The organism is Ancylobacter amanitiformis (assembly GCF_030814815.1).
In the GTDB taxonomy this organism is placed as follows: Bacteria; Pseudomonadota; Alphaproteobacteria; order Rhizobiales; family Xanthobacteraceae; genus Ancylobacter; species Ancylobacter amanitiformis.
Map to the genome: position 1 here is coordinate 24,477 of NZ_JAUSVR010000008.1, position 25,160 is coordinate 49,636.

General features: G+C 67.4%; 21 protein-coding genes. 15 read left to right on the forward strand and 6 right to left on the reverse strand.

The window, feature by feature from the left end:
* Nucleotide 1 precedes the first annotated feature (1 nt).
* The 4 genes from QOZ99_RS13110 to QOZ99_RS13125 are packed head-to-tail and all read right to left on the reverse strand — an operon-like array spanning nt 2 to nt 4,499.
* Nucleotides 2-859 carry an ABC transporter permease gene (locus tag QOZ99_RS13110; RefSeq protein WP_306890435.1) on the reverse strand — a complete coding sequence of 286 codons (858 nt, stop codon included), beginning with the start codon at nt 857-859 and terminating at the stop codon, nt 2-4.
* Nucleotides 856-1,815: an ABC transporter permease gene (locus tag QOZ99_RS13115; protein ID WP_306890436.1), complete on the reverse strand. Its 960-nt coding sequence runs from the start codon at nt 1,813-1,815 to the stop codon at nt 856-858. The genes QOZ99_RS13110 and QOZ99_RS13115 overlap by 4 nt, the downstream gene beginning before the upstream one ends.
* Nucleotides 1,816-1,845: 30 nt before the next feature.
* The gene (locus QOZ99_RS13120) at nt 1,846-3,594 is read right to left on the reverse strand and encodes an ABC transporter substrate-binding protein (RefSeq protein ID WP_306890437.1); all 1,749 of its coding nucleotides are present in this window, start codon (nt 3,592-3,594) and stop codon (nt 1,846-1,848) included.
* A 56-nt stretch (nt 3,595-3,650) separates the two neighbouring features.
* Nucleotides 3,651-4,499, reverse strand: a complete 849-nt coding sequence (locus QOZ99_RS13125; RefSeq protein WP_306890438.1) for a helix-turn-helix domain-containing protein — start codon at nt 4,497-4,499, stop codon at nt 3,651-3,653.
* Nucleotides 4,500-4,745: 246 nt separating this feature from the next.
* On the opposite strand from QOZ99_RS13125, the gene QOZ99_RS13130 reads away from it, so the two are divergent.
* The 11 genes from QOZ99_RS13130 (at nt 4,746) to QOZ99_RS13180 (ending at nt 17,385) form a co-directional block, all read left to right on the forward strand.
* Complete coding sequence (locus tag QOZ99_RS13130) at nt 4,746-5,909, forward strand: aromatic ring-hydroxylating oxygenase subunit alpha (protein WP_306890439.1); 1,164 nt, start codon at nt 4,746-4,748, stop codon at nt 5,907-5,909.
* Between the two features lie 79 nt (nt 5,910-5,988).
* Nucleotides 5,989-7,518, forward strand: coding sequence for an HAL/PAL/TAL family ammonia-lyase (locus QOZ99_RS13135; protein ID WP_306890588.1), 1,530 nt, complete (start codon nt 5,989-5,991; stop codon nt 7,516-7,518).
* A gap of 701 nt (nt 7,519-8,219) precedes the next feature.
* Complete coding sequence (locus QOZ99_RS13140) at nt 8,220-9,098, forward strand: ABC transporter permease (protein ID WP_306890440.1); 879 nt, start codon at nt 8,220-8,222, stop codon at nt 9,096-9,098.
* On the forward strand, nt 9,095-9,916 hold the full coding sequence (locus QOZ99_RS13145; RefSeq protein ID WP_306890441.1) for an ABC transporter permease: 822 nt from the start codon (nt 9,095-9,097) through the stop codon (nt 9,914-9,916). Before QOZ99_RS13140 ends, QOZ99_RS13145 begins: the two co-directional genes overlap by 4 nt.
* 79 nt (nt 9,917-9,995) lie before the next feature.
* A complete protein-coding gene (locus QOZ99_RS13150; RefSeq protein ID WP_306890442.1) occupies nt 9,996-11,066 on the forward strand; it encodes an ABC transporter substrate-binding protein in 1,071 nt (356 codons plus the stop codon).
* A gap of 101 nt (nt 11,067-11,167) precedes the next feature.
* On the forward strand, nt 11,168-11,782 hold the full coding sequence (locus tag QOZ99_RS13155; RefSeq protein WP_306890443.1) for a helix-turn-helix domain-containing protein: 615 nt from the start codon (nt 11,168-11,170) through the stop codon (nt 11,780-11,782).
* The gene (locus QOZ99_RS13160) at nt 11,772-12,866 is read left to right on the forward strand and encodes an ABC transporter ATP-binding protein (RefSeq protein ID WP_306890444.1); all 1,095 of its coding nucleotides are present in this window, start codon (nt 11,772-11,774) and stop codon (nt 12,864-12,866) included. Before QOZ99_RS13155 ends, QOZ99_RS13160 begins: the two co-directional genes overlap by 11 nt.
* Nucleotides 12,867-13,034: 168 nt before the next feature.
* Complete coding sequence (locus tag QOZ99_RS13165) at nt 13,035-14,375, forward strand: NAD(P)/FAD-dependent oxidoreductase (protein ID WP_306890445.1); 1,341 nt, start codon at nt 13,035-13,037, stop codon at nt 14,373-14,375.
* 35 nt (nt 14,376-14,410) lie between these two features.
* A complete protein-coding gene (locus tag QOZ99_RS13170) occupies nt 14,411-15,841 on the forward strand; it encodes an aldehyde dehydrogenase family protein (RefSeq protein ID WP_306890446.1) in 1,431 nt (476 codons plus the stop codon).
* 318 nt (nt 15,842-16,159) lie between these two features.
* Complete coding sequence (locus tag QOZ99_RS13175; RefSeq protein ID WP_306890447.1) at nt 16,160-16,888, forward strand: cytochrome c oxidase assembly protein; 729 nt, start codon at nt 16,160-16,162, stop codon at nt 16,886-16,888.
* Complete coding sequence (locus QOZ99_RS13180) at nt 16,885-17,385, forward strand: HemJ family protein (protein ID WP_306890448.1); 501 nt, start codon at nt 16,885-16,887, stop codon at nt 17,383-17,385. Before QOZ99_RS13175 ends, QOZ99_RS13180 begins: the two co-directional genes overlap by 4 nt.
* Here QOZ99_RS13180 and QOZ99_RS13185 read toward each other — a convergent pair.
* Nucleotides 17,349-17,858, reverse strand: a complete 510-nt coding sequence (locus tag QOZ99_RS13185) for a DUF2231 domain-containing protein (protein ID WP_306890449.1) — start codon at nt 17,856-17,858, stop codon at nt 17,349-17,351. The genes QOZ99_RS13180 and QOZ99_RS13185 overlap by 37 nt on opposite strands.
* Nucleotides 17,859-17,945: 87 nt before the next feature.
* Here QOZ99_RS13185 and coxB point away from each other — a divergent pair, with 87 nt between their 5' ends.
* From coxB to QOZ99_RS13200, 3 genes are all read left to right on the forward strand, one after another.
* Complete coding sequence (gene coxB, locus QOZ99_RS13190) at nt 17,946-18,623, forward strand: cytochrome c oxidase subunit II (protein ID WP_306890450.1); 678 nt, start codon at nt 17,946-17,948, stop codon at nt 18,621-18,623.
* Nucleotides 18,620-21,184: a cytochrome c oxidase subunit I gene (gene ctaD, locus QOZ99_RS13195; protein WP_306890451.1), complete on the forward strand. Its 2,565-nt coding sequence runs from the start codon at nt 18,620-18,622 to the stop codon at nt 21,182-21,184. Before coxB ends, ctaD begins: the two co-directional genes overlap by 4 nt.
* Nucleotides 21,185-21,246: 62 nt before the next feature.
* On the forward strand, nt 21,247-21,597 hold the full coding sequence (locus QOZ99_RS13200) for a hypothetical protein (protein WP_306890452.1): 351 nt from the start codon (nt 21,247-21,249) through the stop codon (nt 21,595-21,597).
* Nucleotides 21,598-21,869: 272 nt separating this feature from the next.
* Here the strand turns inward: QOZ99_RS13200 and QOZ99_RS13205 are convergent, their stop codons facing one another.
* Nucleotides 21,870-22,772, reverse strand: a complete 903-nt coding sequence (locus QOZ99_RS13205; protein ID WP_306890453.1) for a polyphosphate kinase 2 family protein — start codon at nt 22,770-22,772, stop codon at nt 21,870-21,872.
* Between the two features lie 417 nt (nt 22,773-23,189).
* Here QOZ99_RS13205 and QOZ99_RS13210 point away from each other — a divergent pair, with 417 nt between their 5' ends.
* Nucleotides 23,190-25,079, forward strand: coding sequence for a proline racemase family protein (locus QOZ99_RS13210; protein WP_306890454.1), 1,890 nt, complete (start codon nt 23,190-23,192; stop codon nt 25,077-25,079).
* Nucleotides 25,080-25,160 lie beyond the last annotated feature (81 nt).

A 25,160-nucleotide genomic window follows, 5' to 3' on the forward strand; every position in this document is an offset into this window, starting at 1 on the left:
CTCAACGTCCCTCTCGATCGAGCCGGGGATCGACCGCGTCGCGCAAGGCTTCGCCGAAAAGGGTGAAGCCCAGCGTCGCGATGGCGAGAGCCGCGCTGGCGACGATGACCGGAACCCTGGAATCCGACAGGTAGGCATAGCCGTCATAGATCAGCGTGCCCCAGCTCGCGAGCGGCGGCCGCACACCCAGGCCGATGAAGGACAGACCGGCCTCAATGGTGATGACGACCGGAATATCGATGCTGGCGAGCACCACGAGCGGGCCGGCAATGTTCGGCAGGATATGCGACAGCGCGATACGCACGGGTGAGGCGCCGATGAGCCGCTCCGCCTCGATGAACGGGGCGTGGCGCAGGGTGAGCATCTGCGCGCGGGCAACCCGCCCGAAATGCGGCATCAGCGTCACCGCCACGATCGCCGTGACCAGTGCGGTCGACGGGCCGAACACGGCGACCACGGCAAGCGCCAGCACGAGGCTGGGAAAGGACGAGATGATGTCGAAGACGATCAGCAGCAGGCGCTCCCCGCGCGCGTTCAGCGATGCGGCGAGCATGCCGAGCAGTGTTCCCACCACCAGCGCCGAGCCGATGGCAAACAGCGCCACCATCATCGCGACGCGCGCCCCGTAGACGAGGCGGCTGTAGAGATCGCGCCCGAGATTGTCGGTGCCGAGCCAGTGCGCCGCGGACGGGCCGGAGAAGCGGTTGAGGATATCCAGCGCATCGGGGTCGTGCGTGACGACCAGAGGCGCGAATATCGCCGACCCGACGACGAGGACGATGATGACCGTGCCTACGATACCGCCGGGACCGGACAGGATGCGGGCGAAGGTCGCCCTTGTGGCGGCAAAGGCTGTCATCGGGATCCCTGACGGCGAATGCGCGGGTCGATGGCCGCATAGCTGAGATCGACCAGCAGGTTCGTCAGTACGAAGATGAGAACGACCACCAGCACGGTGCCCTGCAGAACGGGGAAGTTGCGCGTCGAGATCGCATCGAACATGAGCCGGCCCAGACCGGGCCGGGAGAACACGATCTCGACCAGGACCGCGCCGCCGAGCAGGCGCCCAACCCCCATGCCGAGCACCGCGAGGGTCGGAATGCAGGCGTTCTTGAGCGCGTATTTGTAGGTGATGAGACGGTTGGAAAGTCCGTAGGCTCGCGACAGCCGGATGAAGTTCTCCCCCATGGTCTCCAGCATGGAACTGCGGACCAGCCGGGCGATGAACCCGATCCAGCCGACGCTGAGCGCGATCGTCGGCAGGATCAGGCGCTGGGCCTGATCGAGCCAGTTTCCCGCCTCGCCCGCACCCATGACCGGAAGCCAGTCCAGCCAGATCGCGAAGATGAGCAGAAGAAAGATCGCTATCACGAAGGACGGGATAGCGATGAACGCCACGCTGACGAAGGCAAGCAGATGGTCGAGCAGCGAGCCGCGATGCGTGGCGGCATAGCACCCGAGCGGCACGCCGAAGGCGACGGCCAGGCCGATGGAGGTGAAGGTGAGGATGAACGTGTAGGGCAGCACATTGGCAATGATCTGCGTGACGGGCTGCCCCGACAGCACGTCCGTTCCGAGGTTTCCGACGAACACGTTCGCCATGAAGCTGAACAGCCGGCGATACCACGGCTGGTCCAGCCCCATCTCCTGGATGAAGCGCTGCACATATTCGGGCGTCGCCGCCGGCCCCAGCAGGGCGGTGGCGGGATCGCCGGGTACCAGCGCCGAGAGGGCGAAGAGCAGGATCATCGCACCCAGGACAATCAGGAACGTCGTCGCCAATCGACTGGCAACGTAACGGAGCGTTTCGCGCATGCGGCAGCAACTCCCCTTTGGATTGCTGCGTCAGGCCGGGGTGAACTTGTCGAGCTGCCAGTCGATCGCCCCCGGCAGGAATGCCGGCTTGACGCTGGTGCGCCGCACGACATAGGCGACATCGTTGGTCAGCCAGACGAACGCGGCCGACTTGTCCATTTCCTGCTGGGCCTTGATGGCGATCTCGGCGCGCTTGGCGGGGTCGAGTTCGCGGATCGCCTGCTGGGCGAGCTGGTCATATTCCGGGCTGGCGAAGCGTTGCCAGTTCCACAGGCCGATCTGGCTCGACGTGAACCATTGCATCAGGAAGCTGGGATCGAGCTTTCCGTTGAAGCGCATCAGGAACATGTCGATGTTCTTGCCGGCCTCGCCCTTTCCGGCGTCCCAGTAGGTTCCGCCCTCCTGAACATCGACTTCGGCGCTGATGCCCACTTCCTGCAGCAGGGCGCGGGCAACCAGGGCCATGCTCTGGTAAGCCGGCTGATTGAGAATGGTGATGCGCGTCTTGATCGAGGTCTGGCCGGCTTCAGCCAGGAGCCGGCGGGCTTCCGCGACGTTGCGCTTGTAGATCGGGGCGTCCTTCCAGTACCCAAGCACGGGCGGCATCACCAGAGCATTGAGGCGCGGCGCCTTGCCATTGAAGCCGGCAAGCAGGATCTGGTCGACGTCGAGCGCGAGCCGCACGGCCTGGCGCACGCGCACGTCGGTGAAGGGCGCCTTCTGCATGTTGATGCCCAGCCAGATATAGGCGAGGCCGGGATAGTTCTCGACGCTGAGGCCGCTCGCGCCGCGCATCGGCTCGGCGATGGAGGGGGGCAGAACCGCGAAGTCGAGCTCACCGGAGCGCAACGCGAGTTCGGTGGTCTTCGGATCCTGGATGAAGTTGACGCGGATTTCTTCGAATGCCGGCCTGGCACCCTTATAGTCCGGGTTGCGACGCAGGACCGCGCCGCGCTGCTTCTCTACGGAAGCGACCTGATAGGCCCCCGAGCCGACCGGATGGGTGTTGTGCTCCGCCCCGCGCTCCAGAACCGCCTTCTTCGAAACGATGCAACCCGAACAGTCGCCGATCGCGATCGTCATCAGTCCGGCATTGGGAGCCGACAGCTTGATGCGGCCGGTATAGGTTCCCGTGACTTCAACCTCGGTCAGCCCCGCCCAATCGGCCTTGTAGGGCGATACCTTGCCGTCGACCGGCGCCACGGCGAAACGCTCGAAGGAAAACTTGACGTCCTCGGCGGTCATCTCGCCGAAGCCGTCGGTGAACATCTGTCCGGGCTTGAGGGTGAACTCGATGAGCGTCGGATCGACCTGCTTCAGTTCGGCCGCGGCATCGAGTTCGAGGCCTGATCCGTCGACCTTCAGCGCCGCCAGCCTCTGGAACACCGCTCGCACGACGTTCGCGTCATGGGGGCCGCCGCGGAAGGCCGGGTCCAGCGCCGTGATGTCGCGGTCGATCCGGACGGTGATGGTGCTTTTGGGCTGGGCCGAGACCGAGGAGCTTGCGCCCATGGCTAGCGTGAGCGCGGCCGCCGATGCTCCGACGAACGCTCGACGCGACATGAAATGATCCATCATGTTCCCTTGTGTTCTCTGGAAAACGCGGGACTTTGCCCGTTCTTTGAAAGCGATCCTTTCGCAGAAAGCCGGGGGCGTAAAGTCAGGCGCTGAAATTTGTATAGACAAAAAATAGGGTGCGCCGCAAAGGCGATACAACGGTAATATCCAGGCGCCGAAAAGTGCGCTTAGTATTTTATCGTTCATATTGTAAACGATCATGTGCCGATCGAACCGGCCCGTCGCGATCTGCGACCGTGGCGGAAGCCGGGAAAGCCCTAGGCGAGTTCGCTGAGAATGTCCCCGAGAGTATCCGTCACCTGATTGGGCTGTACCACGGCAAGCTTGATCAGCTCATCGAACCGCCGGCTGAAAAGCCGGACATGTTCGATGCTGTTGAGCAGGAGGAAGCTGGTGCCCAGGAACAAGGCCACGCGCTGGGGCCCGAATACCGTGAAGGGATTGGAATAGGTTTCCGTAAGAGTGTACAAATATATGCGGAGACTTGGATAAAGCTCCGAATAGAGCTGGGCGAAATGCTCAAGCTGCCGGCGGCGCACGGACTTGCTGAGACCTTCCCACTTGCCCTCTCCCTTGGCCATCATGGTGATGGCCTGGACCGACGTGCAGACTTCAAGCTCGCTCTCGGGTCGGCGCATCAGGGCGAGGCGCGTCTCCACGATATCGAGCGAACCCACGATCTTGTTGAAGGCCGAGCCCTGATATTCGAAGCGAAGGACGTCTTCGGTCTTCAGGAAATCGGGAAAGCTCTCGGGCACGGTGCGCACACGATAACCCTCCGCCTCGCGCAGCCATTCCACGAACCGCTCATCGATGGGTGAGCGCGTGTGGGCCTGAATCTGCATGACCGAGTCGATGATCTGCGTGCCGACCTCCTCATGGGTGGTCAGGCCGAGCAGCCAATCGACCGAGACGTGACAGGCGCCGGCGAGCGCGACGAGCGTGTCCGCGCGCGGCATTCGCGCGCCATCCGCCGAGAGAAGCTGTGACAGCGTCGAGCGGTCGATCGTCGTCATGCGGGCAAAGGCCGCCTGATTGAGTCCCGAGCGGTCGATCAGGGATTGCAGGCGTCGGCGAAAGGTGGCGGCAGCATCGATCGCGTTCACTTTCACACCTGTTGCATCAATCAGTTTACGGTTTTTACTATTCAAATCAAATGACAACCAAATACCGCCAATGTCAACAAATATAACATCCGCATCCTTGGCCTGTAATATTCCTCGGGCGTATCACCCGATAAAACCGGGGAAATACAGGCGATGGATGGCGATCTGTTTGAAGTAACTGGGTCCGACGCGAGTGCTCGGGAGAGGATGGCGCAACTATTGCGCGCGCGGTCCCCGCACACCTCGTTGCCGAGGCCTTTCTATACCGATCCCGAATTCTTCCGGCTGGACATGCAGGCCGTCTTTGAAGCGCGCTGGATCTTCGCCGGCCTTTCCTGCCAGATTCGCGAGCCCGGCGACTTCTTCTCCTTCGAGATCGGCGAGACCTCCGTCATCGTCTGCCGCGATCGCGAACGGCAGGTACGTGCGTTCTTCAACACATGCCGCCATCGCGGTTCGATCGTCGTCGACCAGCCGTGCGGGCACAAATCGTCTTTTGTCTGCCCCTATCATCACTGGACCTATGATCTGGGCGGGCGGCTTGTGCGCGCGCCGAACCTCGACCCCGCCGCCGACAAGTCGCGGCTCGGCCTGCGCCCCGTCCACATTCGCGACATTGCGGGGCTGATCTATGTCTGCCTCGCGGACGCGGCGCCCGATATCGAGCCGCTCGCCGCGGTGCTGGCACCCGCGGCGGCACCGCACGCGCTGGCCAATGGCAAGGTCGTGCATTCGGTGACCCTGCATGAGCGGGGCAACTGGAAGCTCGTCATGGAAAATGCCCGCGAATGCGACCATTGCCAGGCCGGCCACCCTGAACTGATGAACACATTGTTGATTTTCGACTTCGCCGATCCCTGGAGCGATCCGTACATCGCCTCGTTCTGGCAGCGCTGCGAAGCCGCCGGCCTGCCGAGCGTCACCCGGGACGGCGCCGATTTCCGCGTCGGCCGCATGCCCTTCAAAGAGGGAAATCTCTCGATCACGATGGATGGGCAGCCGGCCGTCGCCAGGCGCCTAGGCGACAGGCCGGAGCAGGATATCGGCTCGCTGCGCTTCACCCACTATCCCAGCATGTTCGGCCATATCCACGCCGACTACGCCATTGTCGTGCAGATGCTGCCGAAATCGGCCGAGGAGACGACCGTTACCTGCCATTGGGTCGTCCATTCCGAGGCGGTCGAAGGCGTGGACTACGATCTGGAACGGCTCGTCCAGGTCTGGCGCGAGACCAACGACCAGGACCGGCGGCTTGTCGAGCGCAATCAGCGCGGCGTCCGCTCCGTCGGCTACCGCCCCGGCCCCTATGCCGAGGCCTCCGAACACGGCGTCTGGACCTTCGTGGAATGGTATGCCCGCACGATGCAGGAATTCGCGGCCCCGGCCGCCTGTCCCGCCGCCGCCCGATAGTGTCGCATGCCCAGCTGCTGCCCCACCTGCCGCCCCACCTGCCGCTTCGACCATTGAAAAGGAAACGCGCGTGAGTCTCATGCAACTGGGTTCGACGACCGTCAGTCTCGGCACCATCCTGTCGCTTGTCGAACCGGGAAGCCAGATCGCGCTCGATCCCGCCGCTGTCGCGCGCGTGGCGGCCGCGCGTGCGGTGGTGGATCGCTATGCGGCCGGCGACGAGCCGATCTACGGGCTCAACACCGGCCTTGGCGGGAATGTCGGCTACCGGATTCCGCCGGAGGAGATCGAGGCTTTCCAGGTCAAGATGGTTCGCGGGCGCTGCATCGGCGTCGGCGAGGCGTTCCCGGAGCGGGCGGGCAGGGCGATGCTGCTGTGCCGTATCATCGGCATGGCGCAGGGTGGTTCGGGCATCACGCCCGCGGTGCTCGACCTCATGGTCTCCATGTTCAACGCGGGCATCACCCCCGTGGTGCCGGGACGGGGCTCCATCGGCGGGGGCGATCTGGGTCTGTGTGCCCATATTGGCGCGACGCTGATCGGACTGGGCGAGGTCTACGTGCAGGGGCGCCGCCAGCCTGCCGGCGAGGCGCTTCGCGCCGCGGGCCTGGCGCCGGCGAGGCTCGGCCCCAAGGATGGGCTGGCCATCCTCAACGCGAGCGCCGTCTCGTGCGGCTATGCCTCGCTCGTGCTGGCGGAACTTTCCGACGTGCTGGTCGCGTCCATGGCGGTCGCGGCGCTCGCGGGAGAGGGCTATGGCGCCAATCCCCGGATTTTCGACGCCCGCCTCGCCGCGGCCCGTCCCGCGCGGGGACAGGAGGCGGCGGCAGGCGCCTTCCGTGCCGCCCTCAGCGGCAGCTATCTCCATGACGCGGGCGCGGCGCGCTCGATTCAGGATGCGCTGTGCTTCCGCGTGCTGTCGCAAATATATGGCCCGGCTCTCGCGAGCTTCGAAACGGCCGTTGGCAGTGTGCGGACGGAAATCAACGCCGCCGCCGACAACCCGCTCGTCATGGCCGACGACGACCTGATTCTGTCGACGGCCAATTTCCACACGCCCGACATCGCCCTCAGCTTCGACACGATGGCGATCGTCAATACGCAGCTCGCCACCGCCTCGGCCTATCGCACCATCAAGATGATGAACGCGCAATTGTCGGGCCTGCCCAAATATCTATCCCCGCTCGGGGGGGCGTCGAACGGCTACAACTCCATGCAGAAGACGGTATCCGCCCTGCAGGGGGAAGTGCGCCTGAAAGCCTTCCCGGCCAGCACGGATTCGATCCCCGTGTCGGAATCCGTCGAGGATCATGCGCCGCAGACGCCGCTGACCATCCGCAAGCTGGAGGAGCAGATCCTGCCGCTGCGGCTGATCTTCGCGATCGAGGCGCTTGTGGCCACGCAGGCCGTGGATCTGCGGGGCACGCCGCGTCTCGCCCCGACGACCGGCGCCCTCTACGAGGCGATCCGCGCCGAAATTCCGATGCTGGAGGACGATCGGGAAAATGGTCCTGACGCCGACCGTGTCGACGCGATCCTGCACGACGCCCCCCTGCTGCGGACCCTGCGCGCTGGACTGGCGGACGAGACGCTGTTCTCGCTGGGCTGACGCGAGGGGCCGGCTGTCGAGGTCACCTTCATCAAGGTCGGTGGACCGCGCGGCCGGCTGTCCCGGGTTTCAACGAGGCGCGCCGATCGGGCGCGGGCATAGTGGCGTCCCTGGCATTCCGGCCCGACCCGCGCACCTTCCTGTTCGGTAATACTCGCCTGCACGGCCGTCGGAGCCGTCTGGCTGCGTCTGGCCACCCGCTCCGCCCTGTCCCCAACCCGCTCGCCAATCATTCCGGGCGGGTTCTCGCCGACCGCGCGGGGGGCTCGTCCGGCAGGCGCTCCGATCGCGTGGCGGCATGCTTGCTCGCCCGGTCGAGAGGGGGCCGATTTGATGTTCGCCTATGGCGAGCGGGGCGATGCGTCGGCGGCGGAAGAGCCCTCTTCTGGGGCGGGACGATCTGTGAAAATGCTCGTAGCATTTTCATGAAGAAAGCGCTCTCCTTTCGCTGGATCCTGCATATCGGCATCGCCATGGATGCCCGCTTTGCCCGCTTTGCCCGCTTTGCCCGCTTTGCCCGCCTTGCCCGCGTGGATGCGCGCGCGGGCAAGGCATCGCCTTCGCGCGGGCCTTGCGTGCGATGCCATCTCCCATTCCCCGCCGGTTCGAGGTGGGGCGCGCTCAGCCCGCCGCGGAAATCGCGCTTGACACATTCATAAAAATGAAAAAATCTTCACCTGTTTCATGTCAATGGAGCGGTGATGGCCGATCTCGGCACTTCTGGACAGCCCCAACGACCCGGTTCGGCCTTCCGCGTGGCGCTGATGCTGCCGGGATCGGTCGTCACGCTCGGGTTGATCCTGTTCGCGCTCGGCCTGCTCGCCATCCTCGCGTTCCGCTTCAATGACGGGTCCTTGTTCGGGGCCGGTTTCACGCTCGGCAATTTCAGGATCCTCGCCAGCGAGCCGCTCTATGGGCTGGTCATCCTGCGCTCGCTGACGATTGCCGGTCTCGTGACGGCGGCGACCGTGGTCACCGCCTATCCCGTGGCGTACTACCTGTCCTTCCATGCGCGGTCGCGCGCGCTCATCCTGTTCCTGGTCACGCTGCCGTTCTGGACCAGCTACCTGCTGCGGGTCTTCGCCTGGAAGATCGTGCTGGCCTATAATGGCGTGCTCAATTCCGGCCTCATCGCCGCCGGCATCTGGAGCGAGCCGTCGACCGCGCTGCTCAACACGCCGGCCGCCGTGGTGCTGACGCTGGCGCATGCCTATGCGCCCTTCGCCATCCTGCCGATCCTCGTGTCGCTGGATGCCATTCCCCGCTCGCTGGCCGAGGCGGCGGCCGATCTCGGCGCCACGCCGTTCACCGTGTTCCGGCGGGTGATCCTGCCCAATTCGATGCCGGGCGTGCTGGCGGGCGCGGTGGTCGTGTTCGTGCCGACAGTGGGCGATTACGTCACCCCCGCGCTGGTCGGCGGGCCCAGCAGCACGATGATCGGCAGCCTGATCCAGGCGCAGTTCGGCAAGGCGCAGGACTGGCCGTTCGGGGCGGCTCTCGCCCTTGTCGTCATGCTGGTGATCCTTGCCGTGATCCTCCTCGTCCGCCGCGCCGACCATCGCTTCGGGAGCCGCCTGTGAGCCCCGCCGCCGCTCCCGCTCCCTCGGCGCCCGGCCGGCCGCGCTGGCTCGGCGTCTACCTCGTCGCCTATCTCGTCTTCCTCTATCTGCCGATCGTGCTGATCCCGCTGTTCTCGTTCAACGATTCCGTGCAGGCGGCGTTTCCGCTGAAGGGTTTCACGCTGGACTGGTATCGTGGTCTCGCCGGCAACGCGGCGCTGAAGGCGGCGCTGATGACCAGCCTCGGCATCGGGGTCTGCGCGGCGTTTCTCGCCACGCTGTGCGGCATGACCATCGCCTATGCCGAACTCACCCTGCGCTCGCGGCTGTCCCGGCTGATCGCGGGCCTGGCGCGCATGCCGATCCTCATTCCCGGCGTGGTGGTGGGCATTTCGCTGCTCATCGCGGTCAATCTCGTCGGGCTGGGGCCCTCCCGGCTGGCGATCGTGCTGGGCCATGTGCTGGTCGCGCTGCCGACCACGGTCATCATCATCCGCGGCAGCCTCGCCGCGGTGCCGCGCAGCCTTCCCGAGGCGGCGCAGGACCTGGGGGCGAGCGATGCCATCGTGTTCCGGCGCGTGATGCTGCCGCTGGCGCTGCCCGCCGCCGTCTCCGCCTTCATGCTGGCCTTCCTGACCAGCTTCGACGAGTTCATCGTCGCCTTCTTCCTCGCGGGCACGCAGCCGACCTTGCCGCTCTACATCTGGAGCCAGCTGCGCTTTCCCAAATCCCTGCCGACGGTCATGGCGCTTGGCACGGCGATCCTCGTTTCCTCGATCCTCATCGCCGGCGCGGCCGAACTGCTGCGCCGGCGCGGCCTGCGACGCCTGCCCCTGTGATTGCCTGACCTCCTGAATGCCTGACCTCCCGACCCCTTCCAGAAGAACGCCATCGAGCGTCGACCAACGGAGAACCGACATGTCCCAGAAGACGCCGAGAACGATCCTGTCCAGCCTCCTCGCCGCCGCGCTCGCCTGCGCCACGGCACTGTCGCCGGTCGCGGCGTCGGCGGGCGACAAGCTCACCTATTTCACCTGGTCCGGCTACGAACTGCCCGAGTTCGACGCCACCTACCTCAAGGCGCATGCCGACGGGGTCGACACCTCGACCTTCGGCGACGACGACGATGCCTTCACCAAGGTGAAGGCCGGCTTCCGGCCGGACCTGGCGCATCCCTGCTACGACAAGGTCGCGCGCTGGAGCCGGGAGGGGCTGATCGAGCCCATCGAGACATCGCGGATCAAGAACTGGGACAAGATCTTCCCGGTATTCCGCGACCTGCCGGACCTGCAGGCCGGACCGGGCAAGGTGTGGATGGTGCCGTGGGACTGGGGCAACACCTCGATCCTCTACCGCACCGATCTGGTGAAGGATCCCGAGGCCAGCTGGAACCTGCTGTGGGACAAGGCCTATAGCGGGCGCCTCGCCACCATCGACGCGGTGCACGACACCCCGGTCGTCGCCGCCCTGCTGACCGGGGTCAGCCCGTTCGACATGACCCCGGCGCAGATCGACATCGTGGCCGCCAAGCTGCGCGAGCAGCGCCCGCTGCTGTCGAGCTACACCACCGACATGACCTCGGTGGAGCAGGCGCTTGCCAGCGGCCAACTGGTGGCGGCGATGACGTGGAATGCCTCGGCGGTGGCGCTGAAGAAGCAGAACGTGCCGGTGGCGTTCATGAAGCCGAAGGAGGGCATGCTCACCTGGGCCTGCGGCTTCGTCCTGCTCAAGGGCAGCCCGCATGCCGATCTCGCCTATGACTTCATCAACAGCCGGCTGGAAGCCAGTTCCGGTCAGAAGCTGATCGAGGATTACGGCTATGGCGCCTCCACCACGAGCGCCTTCGATGCCGTGCCGAAAGCGACGCTGGAAAGCCTGCAGCTGCCCGCCGACCCGAATGTGGCGCTGAAGACCACCATCTTCACCGGGCCGATGAAGCAGGCCGACGATCTCGCCAAGATGTTCGAGAAGGTGAAGGCGGGCGGCTGATCCGCCGGTATGTTCGACGAGACCACCACGGGCGGCCTGCGCTGCCCGTGTTCCCGGCCATCACCTTTGCCGGCCGGGAAGCCGATGACAGGGACGGATGGATGAGTGACGCTGCAGATGTGACGGAGCGGGCCGGCCGCGATGCCGACGAGGCCGATATCCGCGTGGGGCGGCGCGTGCGGGCGCTGCGGCTCGCCCGCAACCTCTCGCTCGCCGATCTCGCGGCGCGGGCCGGCATCTCCATCGGCGCGCTCAGCCAGATCGAGCGTGGCATGACCTCGCTGCGGGTGCGGGTGATCTGGCCGCTGGCCGCGGCGCTCGACGTCGAACCCTCCGCGCTGATCGTGGATGATGACGAGGCGGAGAGCGATCTCTACTGCGTGCGCGCGGCCAGGCGGCGCCCGCTGCCCGTTCAGTCGGAGGGGATCTCCAAGGATCTGCTGTCGCCCCCCGGTGCGGTGCTCACCGGGATGATGGTGGTCGTCGAACCGGGCGGGGGAACCGATGCCTATTCCCATTCCGGCCACGAATTCGGTTTCGTTGCCGAAGGAGAGATCGAGTTGACGGTGGATTCCACGCGCTATGTGCTGAAGGCGGGCGACAGCTTCGCCTTCAAGAGCACGCTGCTGCACGCCTTCCGCAACACCCGGCCCGAGCGTTGCAGCATCGTGTGGGTGAACAGCCAGAAGGCGAAGGAGCCGCGCGATGGCGAATGAGGCACTGCTGCGGCTGGAGCGGGTGAGCAAGCGCTTTGACGGCGGTGTCGTCGGCATGGACGATATCAGCCTCGACATCGCCGAGGGTGAATTCCTCAGCCTGCTCGGCCCGTCCGGTTGCGGCAAGACCACCACGCTGCGGGTGATCGCCGGCTTCGAAACGCCCACTGCCGGCCGCCTGCTGATCGACGGCCGCGACATCACCGCGCTGCGTCCCTTCGCGCGGCCGGTGAACACCGTGTTCCAGGATTACGCGCTGTTTCCCCACATGAACGTGGCGGAGAATGTCGGCTTCGGCCTGTCGCTGCGCCCGATGGCGGGGGCCGAGCGGGCGCGCCGCGTCGCGCAGGCGCTGGCCCTGGTCGGCCTCTCCGACAAGGCGGGCCAGCGCGTGCAGGCGTTGTCCGGCGGGCAGAGGCAGCGCGTGGCGCTGGCGCGCGCGCTGGTCTGCCAGCCGCGGCTTCTTCTGCTCGACGAGCCGCTGTCGGCGCTCGACGCCAATCTGCGCGAGCAGATGCAGCTGGAATTGAAGCGGCTGCAGCGCGAGCTTGGCACCACCTTCGTGATGGTCACGCATGACCAGACCGAGGCGCTGTCGATCTCGGACCGCATCGTGGTGATGAATCGCGGCCGCATCGAGCAGGTCGCCTCGCCGGCAACGCTTTATGACGGGCCCGCCACCCGTTTCGTCGCCAGCTTCATCGGCGCGATGAACCTGCTGCCGGCGCGGATCGGCGCGACCGGCGATGCCGGCGCCACCCTTGTCGCCGGGGGCATGACCTTCCAGGTGCCGCTGGCCGGGCGTGCCGCGATGACGCCCCTGCCCGACATGCTCGTCGGCATCCGGCCGGAGGATGTCGTGCTGGAGCTTGGCGAGGGCCCGGCCGGCGCGGCGTCCGGCATCGTGGAAGGCACCTCGTTCCAGGGGCGCAGCCTGCGCGTTCATCTGCGTCTCGCCAGCGGCCCCGCTCTCATGGCCGATGTCGCGCGCGGTGCCTTGCCCGCCGCGGTGGGCCAGGGCGACCGGCTGTCCGTCTCGGTCCGGGCCGGGGCGGCGTGCGCGCTGCTGCCGGCCGATGGCTGATTTTCGCGCTGCCAGCCGCTCCGTCAAAAGACGGACGTGCAGGAACCGCCCGCTGCAACCGTCCGCTGCAACCGCCCGCTGCGATTTCCCCGCGATGCACACGGGGCGGACTATCCTGCGGGGCGCCCTGCGCGCCGCCGCCGAACGTTCAGCTGGAGACTTTCCGCGATGACATTGAATGCCGGGAATGCCGGGAACCGCGCCGGGGCCGGCGCTCATGTGCACGATGCCGACTCCGTCTATGCCCTCACCGCCGGCCCCGACGTGCCGGGCGAGAGGCTGGACGGTGACTTACTGGGCGGCGACCTGCGGGTCGATGTCGCCGTGGTCGGCGGGGGCATTACCGGGCTCTCCGCCGCCTATCACCTCGCCAAGGCCGGCGTCAGCGTCGCGCTGGTGGACGCGCGCGGCTTCGGCTGGGGGGCGTCGGGTCGCAATGGCGGGCAGGTCAATCCGGGCCTCAAGCACGAGCCGGCCGCGATCGAGAAGGCCTTCGGGCCGGAGCTGGGCGCGCGCATGGTCGCCTTCGCCTTCACCGCGCCGGACAAGGTATTCCAGCTGGTAAGCGAGGCCGGCATCGCCTGCGAGGCCCAGCGCACCGGCACCGTCCGCGCGGCCTTCAGCGCGGGCTCGGTCGGCTTTCTCGAACGGGCCACGGCGGAGTTGCAGCGGCGCGGCATGCCGGTGGAGTGGCTGGACCGCGCGGCGGTGGCGCAGGCCACCGGCACCGCCCGCTACACGGCGGCGGCGCTGGACCGGCGCGGCGGCTCGCTCAATCCGCTCGCCTATAGCCGGGGCCTCGCCCGCGCGGCGGCGGGGGCGGGGGCCCGCCTGTTCCCCCACACGCCGGCGCTCTCGCTGGCGCGAATGGCGGATGGCTGGATCCTCGCCACCCCCACCGGGCAGATCCGCGCGGCGCGCGTCATCCTTGGCACCAATGGCTATACCGATGATCTCTGGCCCGGGCTGAAGCGCGCGGTGGTGCCGGTGTTCAGCGGCATCATCGCCTCCGAGCCGCTGGCGGAGCGGGACGCGGCGCGCATCCTGCCGGGGCGCCATGTGCTGTACGAGCACGAATCGATCACCGTCTATTACCGGCTGGATGCGGATAACCGGCTGCTCATGGGCGGGCGCAGCCGGCTGCGGCCGTTGCACGGCCCCGCGCCGTTCCCGGACCTCAGGCGCTACACGCAACGGCTCTGGCCGTTTCTCGCCGATGTCAGGTGGAGCCATGGCTGGAATGGCCAGCTCGGCATTACCACGGACCATTATCCCGTCATCGCCGCGCCCGCGCCGGGACTTGTCGCCTGCATCGGCTATAATGGACGGGGCGTCGCCATGGCGACGGCGATGGGCGGGGAACTGGCGCGCTGGGCCACCGGCACGCCCGAGCCCGCGCTGGACATGCCGGTACGCCCGTTCACGACCTATCCGTTCCACGGCCTCTGGCCGATCGGCGCGGCCATCCGCATCGCCTATGGTCGCGCGCGCAACGCGCTCGGCATCTGACCCACGCCTTCCTCGCGACAAGAAACGAGATCCGCATGACCCCCAATATGCAGAAATTCTATATTGACGGCGCCTTCGTCGACCCGATCGAGAGCCGGCCGCTCGGCGTCGTCGATCCCGCGACGGAACAGGTGTTCGCCACCATTTCGCTCGGCACGCAGGCGGATGTCGACCGTGCGGTGGCGGCGGCCCGCGCGGCGTTCGCGAGCTTCCAGTTCACCTCCAAGGAGGAGCGCCTCGCGCTTCTGGAGCGCCTGCTGGAGGTCTATGAACGCCGCTACGAGGATGTCGCCCAGGCGATCAGCCGCGAAATGGGCTCGCCCATCGCCCGCGCCCGCGACTCGCAGGCCTATGCCGGCCTCGGCCATCTGAAGGCGACCATCGAGGCCTTCCGGCGCTTCGAATTCGACGAGACGCGCGGCACCACCCGCGTCACCCATGAGCCGGTCGGCGTGGTCGGGCTGATCACCCCGTGGAACTGGCCGCTCAACCAGATCATGTGCAAGGTGGCGCCCGCCATCGCCGCCGGTTGCACCATGGTGCTGAAGCCGTCCGAGATCGCCCCGGTCTCCGGCATCGTCTTCGCCGAGATCCTGCATGAGATCGGCCTGCCGAAGGGCGTGTTCAATCTTGTCAACGGCACCGGGCCGGAAGTGGGCGCCGCGCTGTCCTCGCATCCCGATATCGACATGGTGTCCTTCACCGGCTCCACCCGCGCCGGCATCGATGTGGCGCGCAACGCCGCCGCGACGGTGAAGCGCGTCGCGCAGGAGCTGGGCGGCAAGTCGGCCAATATCGTGCTTCCCGATGCGGACCTCGAGGTCGCGGTGTCGGAGGGGGTGAAGGCCTGCTTCTCCAATACCGGTCAGTCCTGCGACGCGCCGACCCGCATGCTGGTGCCGGCCGATCGCCAGGCGGAAGCGCTCGCCATCGCGCGGCGCACCGCCGAGCCGCTGCGCGTCGGCGCGCCGACCGATGTGGAGACGCAGATCGGCCCGCTGGTCAGCGACGTGCAGTTCGCCAAGGTGCAGGGCCTGATCCAGGCCGGCATCGACGAAGGCGCGACGCTGGTGATCGGTGGCACGGGCAAGCCGGAAGGGCTGGAGACCGGCTATTACGTGAAGCCCACCGTGTTCGGCGACGTGAAGCCCGGTATGCGCATCGAGCGCGAGGAGATCTTCGGCCCGGTGCTGGCGATCATTCCTTACGACACGCTCGACCAGGCCATCGCGATCGCCAATGACACGCCCTATGGCCTCGCCGCCTATGTGCAGGGCACGGATATCGCCGAAGCGCGCCGCGTCGCGCGCAAGCTGCGGGCCGGCTCGGTCTATCTGAACTATCCGGACTGGGACCTGTTCGCGCCGTTCGGCGGTTACAAGCAGTCCGGCAACGGGCGCGAATATGCCGATTTCGGCCTGCACGACTTCCTCGAGATCAAGGGCATTGTCGGCTACGGCGACTGATCCGGACCCTCGCACCAGCCGGCGACAGCGATCGCCGCCGGCTGGTATTCTCCACTCTCCACTCTCCGCGCGAGGCCGAGGCCGGCCGCGCCCGCCGCCCCGGGCGGGCCTGTTCCGGGCACGGGCCGTCTTGCCTGCCCGGCTGCCGCTTTTCCCGGATTCCCGATTCAGTGCGGGCGCCCGCAACGGGCAGCGCTCGGCGGTGATGGCCCACGGGAGGGCGCGCGCCCCCGCCGGCTCGACATCTGGCGCCACGGCGATGAAGCCGCTATCAATTCAATTGAAACATTCCAGCCAGACGCCGGCAGCGGGACGGTCATGCCAGATAGTTTCTCCATCGCCTATTGCGGACCCGCCGCCGTTCCGGACGACCTGCTGGCACGGTGGAATCTCGATCCTGTTCTGCTGGCGGTGCTTGCCGCGCTGGCCGTGGCGCTGGCCGGCGGGCGCAGCACCAATGCTCGCGCCGGCTGGGCGGCGCTGGCGCTGATGGTGGTGATCTTCGTATCCCCGCTCTGCGCGCTGTCCTCGGCGCTGTTCTCGGCGCGGGTGCTGCATCATGTGCTGCTGATTGCCGCCGTGGCGCCGCTGCTGGCGCTGGCGTTCCCGCTGCGCCGCCTGCCGTCGCCGCCGCTCTCACTGCTCGTCGGCCTGCAGGGCGTGGTGCTGTGGGTCTGGCATATGCCGATTCCCTATGAATGGGGGCTCGCCACCGTGCCGACCTATTGGCTGATGCAGATCTCGCTGCTGGGCAGCGCCTTCCTGCTCTGGCGGGCGGTTCTCGCGCCGGCGACACCGGCGGGTTCGGCGCTGGTCGCGCTGGTGGGGACCGTCGCGCAGATGGGTCTTCTGGCCGCGCTCATCGTGTTCGCGCCGCGCGCGCTCTACGATGTCCATGTCGCCAGCACGCAGGCCTGGGGGATGAGCCCCCTCGCCGACCAGCAACTGGCCGGGCTGCTCATGTGGGTGCCGGCCTCGCTGCCCTATCTGGGTGTCGGCCTCTGGCTGGCCTGGTCGAGCCTGCGGCCGGTCGGGCCGGTGGCATGACGACGCTGCTCAAGTTCATCCACCTCGCCACGATCGCGATCTGGTCGGCCGGATTGATCGTGCTGCCTTTCCTGTTCTGGCAGCGGCGCGGCCTCGAGCCCGGGCCGGAGCTGGACCGGCTGCACCGCTTCACCCGCTTCATCTATGTCGAAATCACCTCGCCAGCGGCGTTCATCGCCATCGGCACCGGGACCGCGCTCATCTTCCTGCAGACCACCTTCCTGGAATGGTTCTCGCTGAAAATGGTGCTGGTCGGGCTCATGGCGATGCTGCACGTCGTCGCCGGGCTGGTGCTCGGGCATCTGTTCGAGCCGGGCCGGCGCTTCGGGCGCGTCGCCTTCGTGTCGCTCACGCTCTCCTATCTCGTGCTGATCACGGCCATCCTCTGGGTGGTGCTCGCCAAGCCGCCGATCGATTCCAACCAGTTCGCGACGGAACTGTTCTCGCCCGGCGGGCTCGGTCACTTCTTCGCCGACACCAGAATTCCGATGCCATGATCGAAGACCAGCTTGCCGCCATGCCAGCCCGCGAAGCCCGCCATCGCCGCGGCGAGTGCCGAGAGGGCGAGCCCGTGCGGCAGGACGGATTGCGGATAGTCCAGCCGCAGGCCCCAGTTCGCCCCGGACATGGCGACCAGCGTCATGGCCGCGATGGCATGGGACCAGCTGGCCTCCCGCGCGCGGATGCCCCGCACCAGCAGCAATTCACCGGTGCCGGCAAGGCTGGCCGCAATGCCGGTCCAGAAGGTGACGCCGGCCGACCACACGCCGGCCCGCAGCCAGAAATCATCCCCCGACCACCAGTAGACGACATCGATGCCCAGGGTCGCGATGACGAAGGCCACCGGAAAATGGACCATCATCACATGGATCGGGTGGCCGACCAGCGCGACGGCCGAGCCGGTGTCGAGTTCCAGCAGTTCGAGCATGACGGGGCTCTTGCGCGGCGCGGCGCGCTTTTTCCGGTTCATTGCCACGCCGCCCGCTCCCCTGACCCAAGGCCGATCATTCCGCGCGATCATAACCCGCGGCGCCCGGCCGTCCATGGCCGGATCCGCATGCTGAGCCTGCCCGCGATGGCGGGAATGCTGGCCGGCTGTACCGGCCCGCTGTCCACGCTCGCCCCTGCCGGCCCGGCGGCCGGCTCCATCGCCAGCCTGTGGTGGGTCATGCTGGCCGGTGCCACCGCGCTGTTCGCGCTGGTCATGGGGCTGTTCGCCCTGGTGATGCTGCGTCCCGACTGGGCGCGCCGGATATCGCCGGCGCGCTGGATCGTGCTGGGCGGCCTGGTCCTGCCGGCGATCGTGCTGACGCCGCTCCTCGTCTTCGCGCTGCTGACCGGCGAGCGGCTGCTCCCGCGCCTCGCGGCCGATCCGATGCGGATCGAGGCGGAGGCCCGGCAGTGGGAATGGACCTTCCGCTATCCCGACGGCGGCGGCGCGGAAACCCCGGGCGTGCTGCACCTTCCGGCCGGCACGCCGGTGGATGTGGTCGTGACCAGCGCGGATGTCATCCACGCCTTCTGGATTCCCCGGCTGGCCGGCAAGATCGACGCCGTGCCCGGCCATGCCAATGTGCTGAGCATCGAGGCGGACCGGCCCGGCACCTATCAGGGCCTGTGCAACGAGTTCTGCGGCCTGGGCCATACCGGCATGCGCTTCGACGTGATCGTTCATCCGGCAGCGGAGTTCCCGGCCGCCCTCGCCGCGGCCGCCGCCGGGAAGGTGCAGCCATGAGTTCCTCGCAGGATGACACCGCGACCTCCGGCGCCTCGCCGCCCGCCGCTTCGGCCGGCGCGGCGCTGAGCCTGCACCGGCAGCTCACCGAGATCTGGAAGACCGGCCCCGGATGGCAGCGGCTGGCGGCGGTGAACCATTCGGTGCTCGGCATCCGCTTCATGGTGACGGCGCTGGTCTTCTTCGCGATCGGCGGCGTGCTCGGCATGCTGACGCGGGTCCAACTGGCGACGCCGATGGCGACCTTCATGGAGCCGGGGACCTATAATCAGGTCTTCACCATGCATGGCTCGATCATGCTGTTCCTGTTCGCCATTCCGATGCTGGAGGGAATCGCGGTCTATCTCACGCCGAAAATCCTCGGCACGCGCGACTTCGCCTTCCCCCGGCTGACCGCCTATGGCTACTGGTGCTACCTGTTCGGTGGCACCATCCTCACGGTGTCGCTGCTGGCCGGCGTGGCGCCCGACAGCGGCTGGTTCATGTACACGCCGCTCTCCTCGAACGTGTACACGCCCGGCATCAATGCCGATGTCTGGCTGCTGGGCGTGACCTTCGTCGAGATATCGGCGTTGACGCTGGCGGTGGAGATCATCGTTTCCATCCTCATCATGCGCGCGCCGGGCATGTCGCTGGACCGGATGCCGATCTTCGGCTGGTACATGCTCGTCACCGCGCTGATGATGATCCTCGCCTTCCCGCCGCTGATCCTCGGCTCGATCCTGCTGGAGAGCGAGCGGGCCTTCGGCCTGCCGTTCTTCGATCCGACGCGCGGGGGCGACCCGCTGCTGTGGCAGCACCTGTTCTGGCTGTTCGGCCACCCGGACGTCTACATCATCTTCCTGCCCATGGCCGGGTTGCTGTCGACCATGATCCCGGTGCTCGCCGGCACGGTGCTGGTCGGCTACCGCGCCATCGTGGTGGCGATCATCGGCCTCGCCTTCGCCAGTTTCGGCATCTGGGTGCACCACATGTTCACGGTGGGCATTCCCCATCTGGCGCTCGCCTTCTTTTCCACCGGATCGGCGATTGTCGCGGTGCCGACGGCGGTGCAGATCTTCGCCTGGCTGGCCACGCTGGCGCAGGGCAAGCCGCGCTGGAACGTGCCGATGCTCTATGTCTTCGGCTTCTTCTCCACCTTCGTGATGGGCGGGCTCACCGGGGTGATGCTGGCCATCGTGCCGTTCGACTGGCAGGCGCACGACACCTATTTCGTCGTCGCGCATTTCCATTACGTCATGGCGGGCTCCATCGCCTTCCCGCTGTTCGGCGCGCTCTATTACTGGCTGCCGCTGCTCACCGGGCGGGTGGCGGTGTACCGGCTGTCGGTGCCGGCCTTCTGGCTGATCTTCGTCGGCTTCAACATGACGTTCTTCCTGATGCATCTGGTCGGCCTGCTCGGCATGCCCCGGCGCATCTACACCTACCCCGATGTCGAGAGCTGGACCTGGCTCAACCTGCTCTCCTCGGTGGGCGGCTTCATCATGACCATCGGCTTCGCGCTGGCGGTGATCGACCTCCTCGCGCAGATCCGCTTCGGCCGCCGCGTGCGCCGCGACCCCTGGAAGGCCGCGACGCTGGAATGGGCGATGCCGATTCCGCCGGCGCCCTATGGCTTCGCCTCGATCCCGCATGTCGAGACCCGGGCCGACCGCGTCGCGGTGGGCGAGGTCGCCCCGGCGCTGGCGCGCGGCGAGGGCTATCTCGGCTTCACCCGCCATGGCTGGCAGGAGACGCTGGGCGTGCACATGACGACCGGCGAGCCGGAACAGCTCATCGTGCTGCCGCGGACGACCTACCTGCCGCTGTGGACGGCACTCGCCACGGCGGCGGCCGTGCTGTCCATGCTGGCCAAGCTCTATTGGCTGACCGCCCTCATGGCGGCGGTGACGATCGCCCTGTTCGTCCTCGCCGCCCGCATGGCGGGTTTTGACCGGGATTACGGGCGGCTGCCCATCGGCCGCGGCGTGAGCCTGCCGGTGCACACGGAAGCCGCCCATCCGCCGGCCTGGTGGGCGCTGGTCTTCACGCTGGTGGCCGATGCCACGCTGTTCACCTCGCTGGTGTTCGGGCTGCTGTTTCTCTGGATCTCCGCGCCGAACTGGCCGCCCGATGCGGTGCCCGATACCGATCTCGCGCTGGCGCTGGCCGCCATGGCCGTGCTTGGCATCTCGGCGCTGTTCGCCCGCGCCGCCCTGCATGCGCTTGTCGGCCGACGCGCGCCGCGTCTGTGGATGGCGCTGGCGGCCCTCGCGCTGCTGGCGGTCATCGGCGCGATGGTGGTGCTGATCGCCGGCCTCGCGCCGCACCCGACCGCGCACGCGCTGGGCGCGACGGCGGCGGCCTTGCTGACCTTCGTGGTCGTTCACGCCGGAATCGGGCTGCTCTTCCTGCTCACCGCCACCCTGCGGCTGGCCTCCGGCCATGCCTCGCCCCGGCGCGCGATCGACCTGCACCTGACCCGGCTGTGGATCGACTACACCGCGATCACCGGCGCGCTGGCGATCGGCCTTGTGCTGGCGCTGCCGGCGCTGGTGACGATGCTGGGGATGCGGCCGTGACGACAGGCTCTTCACGCGAGACGTCTGCCGAGGGCAAAACGCCTGTGGGGAGCAAAACGCCTGTGGGGGGCGAGACGGGCGCTCGCCGCGCGCCGGCCCGCCAGATCCTGTGGCTGGCGCCGGGCTTCTGCCTCTGGTTCAGCGCGCTGGTGGTCGTCTACGTGCTCCATTCCGTGGGCTGCGCCTTCGGCTGGAGCGCCGGCACCCTCCGCCTGAGCCTTGCTGCGGCGCTGATCATCCATATCGCGGCGATCGCCGGGCTATGGCGCGTGCAGGCCCTGCGCGGGCCCAACCCGTCCTTCGGCCGTACCGGCGTCTTCCTGCACTGGATCATCATCGGCACGCTGGTCTCCGCGCTGGCGAAGATCGTGCTCACGCTCGGGCCGACGCTGTTCCTGAGCGCGTGCACCTGAGCGCATGCACCTGAGGGCGCGCGCGATGGCTGTTTACTCGTTCACTTGTTCCGAAGCCCCCACCATGCGTTCCCTCGCCGTCGCCCCGGCCCTTGGCCTCGCTCTTGGCCTCGCTCTTGGCCTTGCCCTCGCGGCCGCGCTGCTATCCGCCGCGCCGGAGACGATAGGCGACCGCCCGCCATGGTGATGTTTCGCTCGCTTGAGCCGTCGCATGGCATCGATCCGGGCGTGACCGCGGCCGGCATGTGGCTCCTGCCGCTGCCGCGCGTCTGTCATTCTTCCGCCGCCAGTTCGGCGCGCGCCGCGGCGAGCTGCTGTTGCAGCAGCGCGGGAGCGACGGGATAGGCAAGGTCCAGCTTGTCGATCGCCTCGACGATGGCCGCGGCGACGATGAGGCGGGTGAACCATTTACTGTCCGCCGGCACCACGTACCACGGCGCCGCCTTGGAGGCCGTGGCGCGGATGGCCTCCTCATAGGCGTGCATGTAATCGTCCCAGTAGCGGCGTTCGGCAATGTCGGAGGGCGAGAATTTCCAGTTCTTCTCCGGGTTGTCGAGCCGCTCCAGGAAGCGCTTCTTCTGCTCGGCGGGCGACAGGTTGAGGAAGAACTTGAGGACGAGAACGCCCTGTCGCGTCCAGTAATCCTCGAAGCGGGCAATATCGGCCAGTCGCTCGTCCCAGATGCGCTTGCCGACGAATTCGGGCGGCAGCTTCTGCTTTTCAAGCAGGGCCTCGTGCACGCGCACGACCAGCGTTTCCTCGTAATAGGAGCGGTTGAAGATGCCGATCCGCCCGCGCGCCGGCACATGCGTCGCGTAGCGCCACATGAAATCATGCGAGAGTTCTTCGGCCGAAGGCTGCTTGAACGAGACGACGTCGCAGCCCTGCGGATTGATCCGCGACATGACGTGCTTGATCGTGCTGTCCTTGCCGGCCGCGTCCATGGCCTGGAACAGGATCAGCACCGAGCGATTGCCCTGCGCGTAGAGCATCTCCTGCTCCTTCGCGAGCCATTCGGAGCCGGTCGCCAGCAACTCGGCGGCCTCCGACTTGTCCATCTTGAGGCCCAGGGTTTCGCCGGGATCGTGGTCCTTGAGGCGAAAGTCCGCGCCCTTGGTGATGCGAAACGGATCGACGTATCGGGTAATGTTCTTGCCGATATCACCACGCAGCATGCCACCTGTCCTCCCAGTGTCGTCAGACAAGGTCGCATATGGCGGGCGACACTTCTCTGCTCTTCGTCATCATTCGGTTCACGTCCCCTCGTGGGGAACCCGCCTCACGGTGCCGGCGCGTTGCCAAGCTTGCGTTGCCAGGCTTGCGTTGCCAGGCCTGCACTGCCGGCAAACAAGCCGGGAAGCGCCGGATAGCCGCCGGATAGCCGCGCCGCATCCTGCCGCGTCGTCCCCCTGCGGCCGGATGCGGCCACGCGCCGCCGGACGTTTCCCGTTTCCCGTTCCCAGCCGACAGCCCCATCCACCACCCCGCCGCGGAAAAATCAGCGGGACGGGAATGGCGCGTTGACGTGTTCAATAAATCGACATATCGTCCACATATGTTCGTGATTTCTACAACTCATATGTAGATTGAGAATGGCCAAGACAGCCGATAATCGCTTTCCCTTCTCGATCGGTCATGTGGCGAAGGTCACGGGCATTCCGGTCTCGACGCTGCGCTCGTGGGAAGGCCAGGGGCTGCTGTCGCCGCAGAAATCGGAGAGCGGCCACCGCTCCTATGGCGAGGCGCATATCGACCGGGTGCGGCGCATCGACCGCATGCGCCGGGTCGACGGGCAAAGCCTGTCGGTCATCCGCCGGCTGCTCGACAGCGAGGAAGAACAGGCGCCCCCCGCCGCGGCGGACGAGGAGGCGGCATCCGTCGTCGCCTTCAACAATCTGGGCGCACGGGTGCGCAGCCTGCGGCAGGAGGCCGGGCTCTCGCTGCGCGAAGTGTCGGAGCGCACGGACATCGCCACCTCGCATCTGAGCATGTTCGAGCGTGGCGTCGCCTTTCTCTCGCCGGCCCGGCTGAACGCGCTGGCGGAAGTGTTCGGCCGCACGCTGGCCGAGCTTCTGGGCGGCACCAAGGGGCGCGATTTTCCCGTGGTTCGGCGCGGCCAGGGGCGCATCGTCGGCTCGTTCGGGCCGGGCGTGGCGATCGAGCAGCTCACCGTCTCGCAGCGCCTGATGGACGCCGAGGTCTGGACGATCGATCCCGACCGCGAGAGCGACGGTTTCTATGCCCATGAGGGCGAGGAACTCATCTACGTGCTGGAAGGCGCGCTCGAACTGGCGCTGGCCGATCGGGACGTCGAGGTGCTGGGTCCGGGCGACGGGGCTTATTTCAACAGCCGCATCGCCCATCGCTGGCGCAACCCCGGCACCGTGCCGGCCAAGGTCTTGTGGATCAACACCGATAGCAGCCGCCTCTCGGCCATGAGCTTCGAGAAGAGCGACCGTCGGCTGGGTCTCGGCGCCGGGCTGGGGGAGGGCGCGCTGAGCCTCGAACTGCCCGAGGGTGCACGCACCTTCCGGGTGATCGAGACCCATACCGAGGGCCATCCCACCCATATCCTGATCGAGCCGCTGGAAGGGCTCGATGCCGAGACCGTCGCCGGCAAGGCGCGCCAGTTCGCGGAGCGCTACGACGCGCTGCGCCCCATGCTGCTGCATGAGCCGCGCGGCCATTCCGGCGCCTTCGGCCTGGTGCCGGTGTCGTCCACGGCGGCCGATTTCGGCGCGTTCTTCATTTCGTCCTATGGCTATCCCGGCTTCTGCGGCCACGCGGTGATGGGCTACACCGCCGCGCTGCGGGCGCTCGGGCGGCTCTCCCACACCCCCCGCTTCACCATCGAGGTGCCCGACAGCATCCTCACCGTGCAGGTGGGCGTGGAGGGCGATGCCGAGGCGATCGCGCTCGACATGCCCCCGGCCATCGTCGTCGAGCCGGGCCGCGCGGTCGTGCTGGGCGGGCGCGTGTTCAACGTCGCCATCGTGCTGTGCGGCGGCTGCTATGCGCTGATCGACGCCGAGGCCGATGGCGTGGCGCTCACGGTTCATGAGATCGAGAGCCTGCTCGCCATCGGCGCGGGGCTGCGCAGCCAGCTCAACGAGACCCTGCCGCGCCGGCATGGGATGCAGCCGGCCGTCGAGTCCGTCCTGTTCTTTGGGCCGGACGAGGCCGGCATGTCGCGCCAGTTCCTGGCGATCGACCGCCAGAAGTTCGACCGTTCGCCCGGTGTTGCCGGCCTCGCCTGCCTGCTCGCGCTCAACACGGCGCGGGGTAAGGCGGCGCCCGGCACGCGGCTCGACGCCGTCAGCCTGTTCGGCGGGCGGCTCACCGGCGAGGTTTCCGCCGCGACCCACGGCGCCGGTGGTGCCGTGGCCGTCACGACCCGGATCACCGGACGCGCGCATCTCAAGGGCATGGCCACGCTCATTCAGGAAGCGGGCGACCCCCTGGGCAGCGGCTTCCTGCGATAGGGGGCCGCGCCCCCGCGACTTTTCGACCCCCGCGACTTTTCGACCCCCGAACGTCTCGACCCCCAAGAAACCGACAAACCA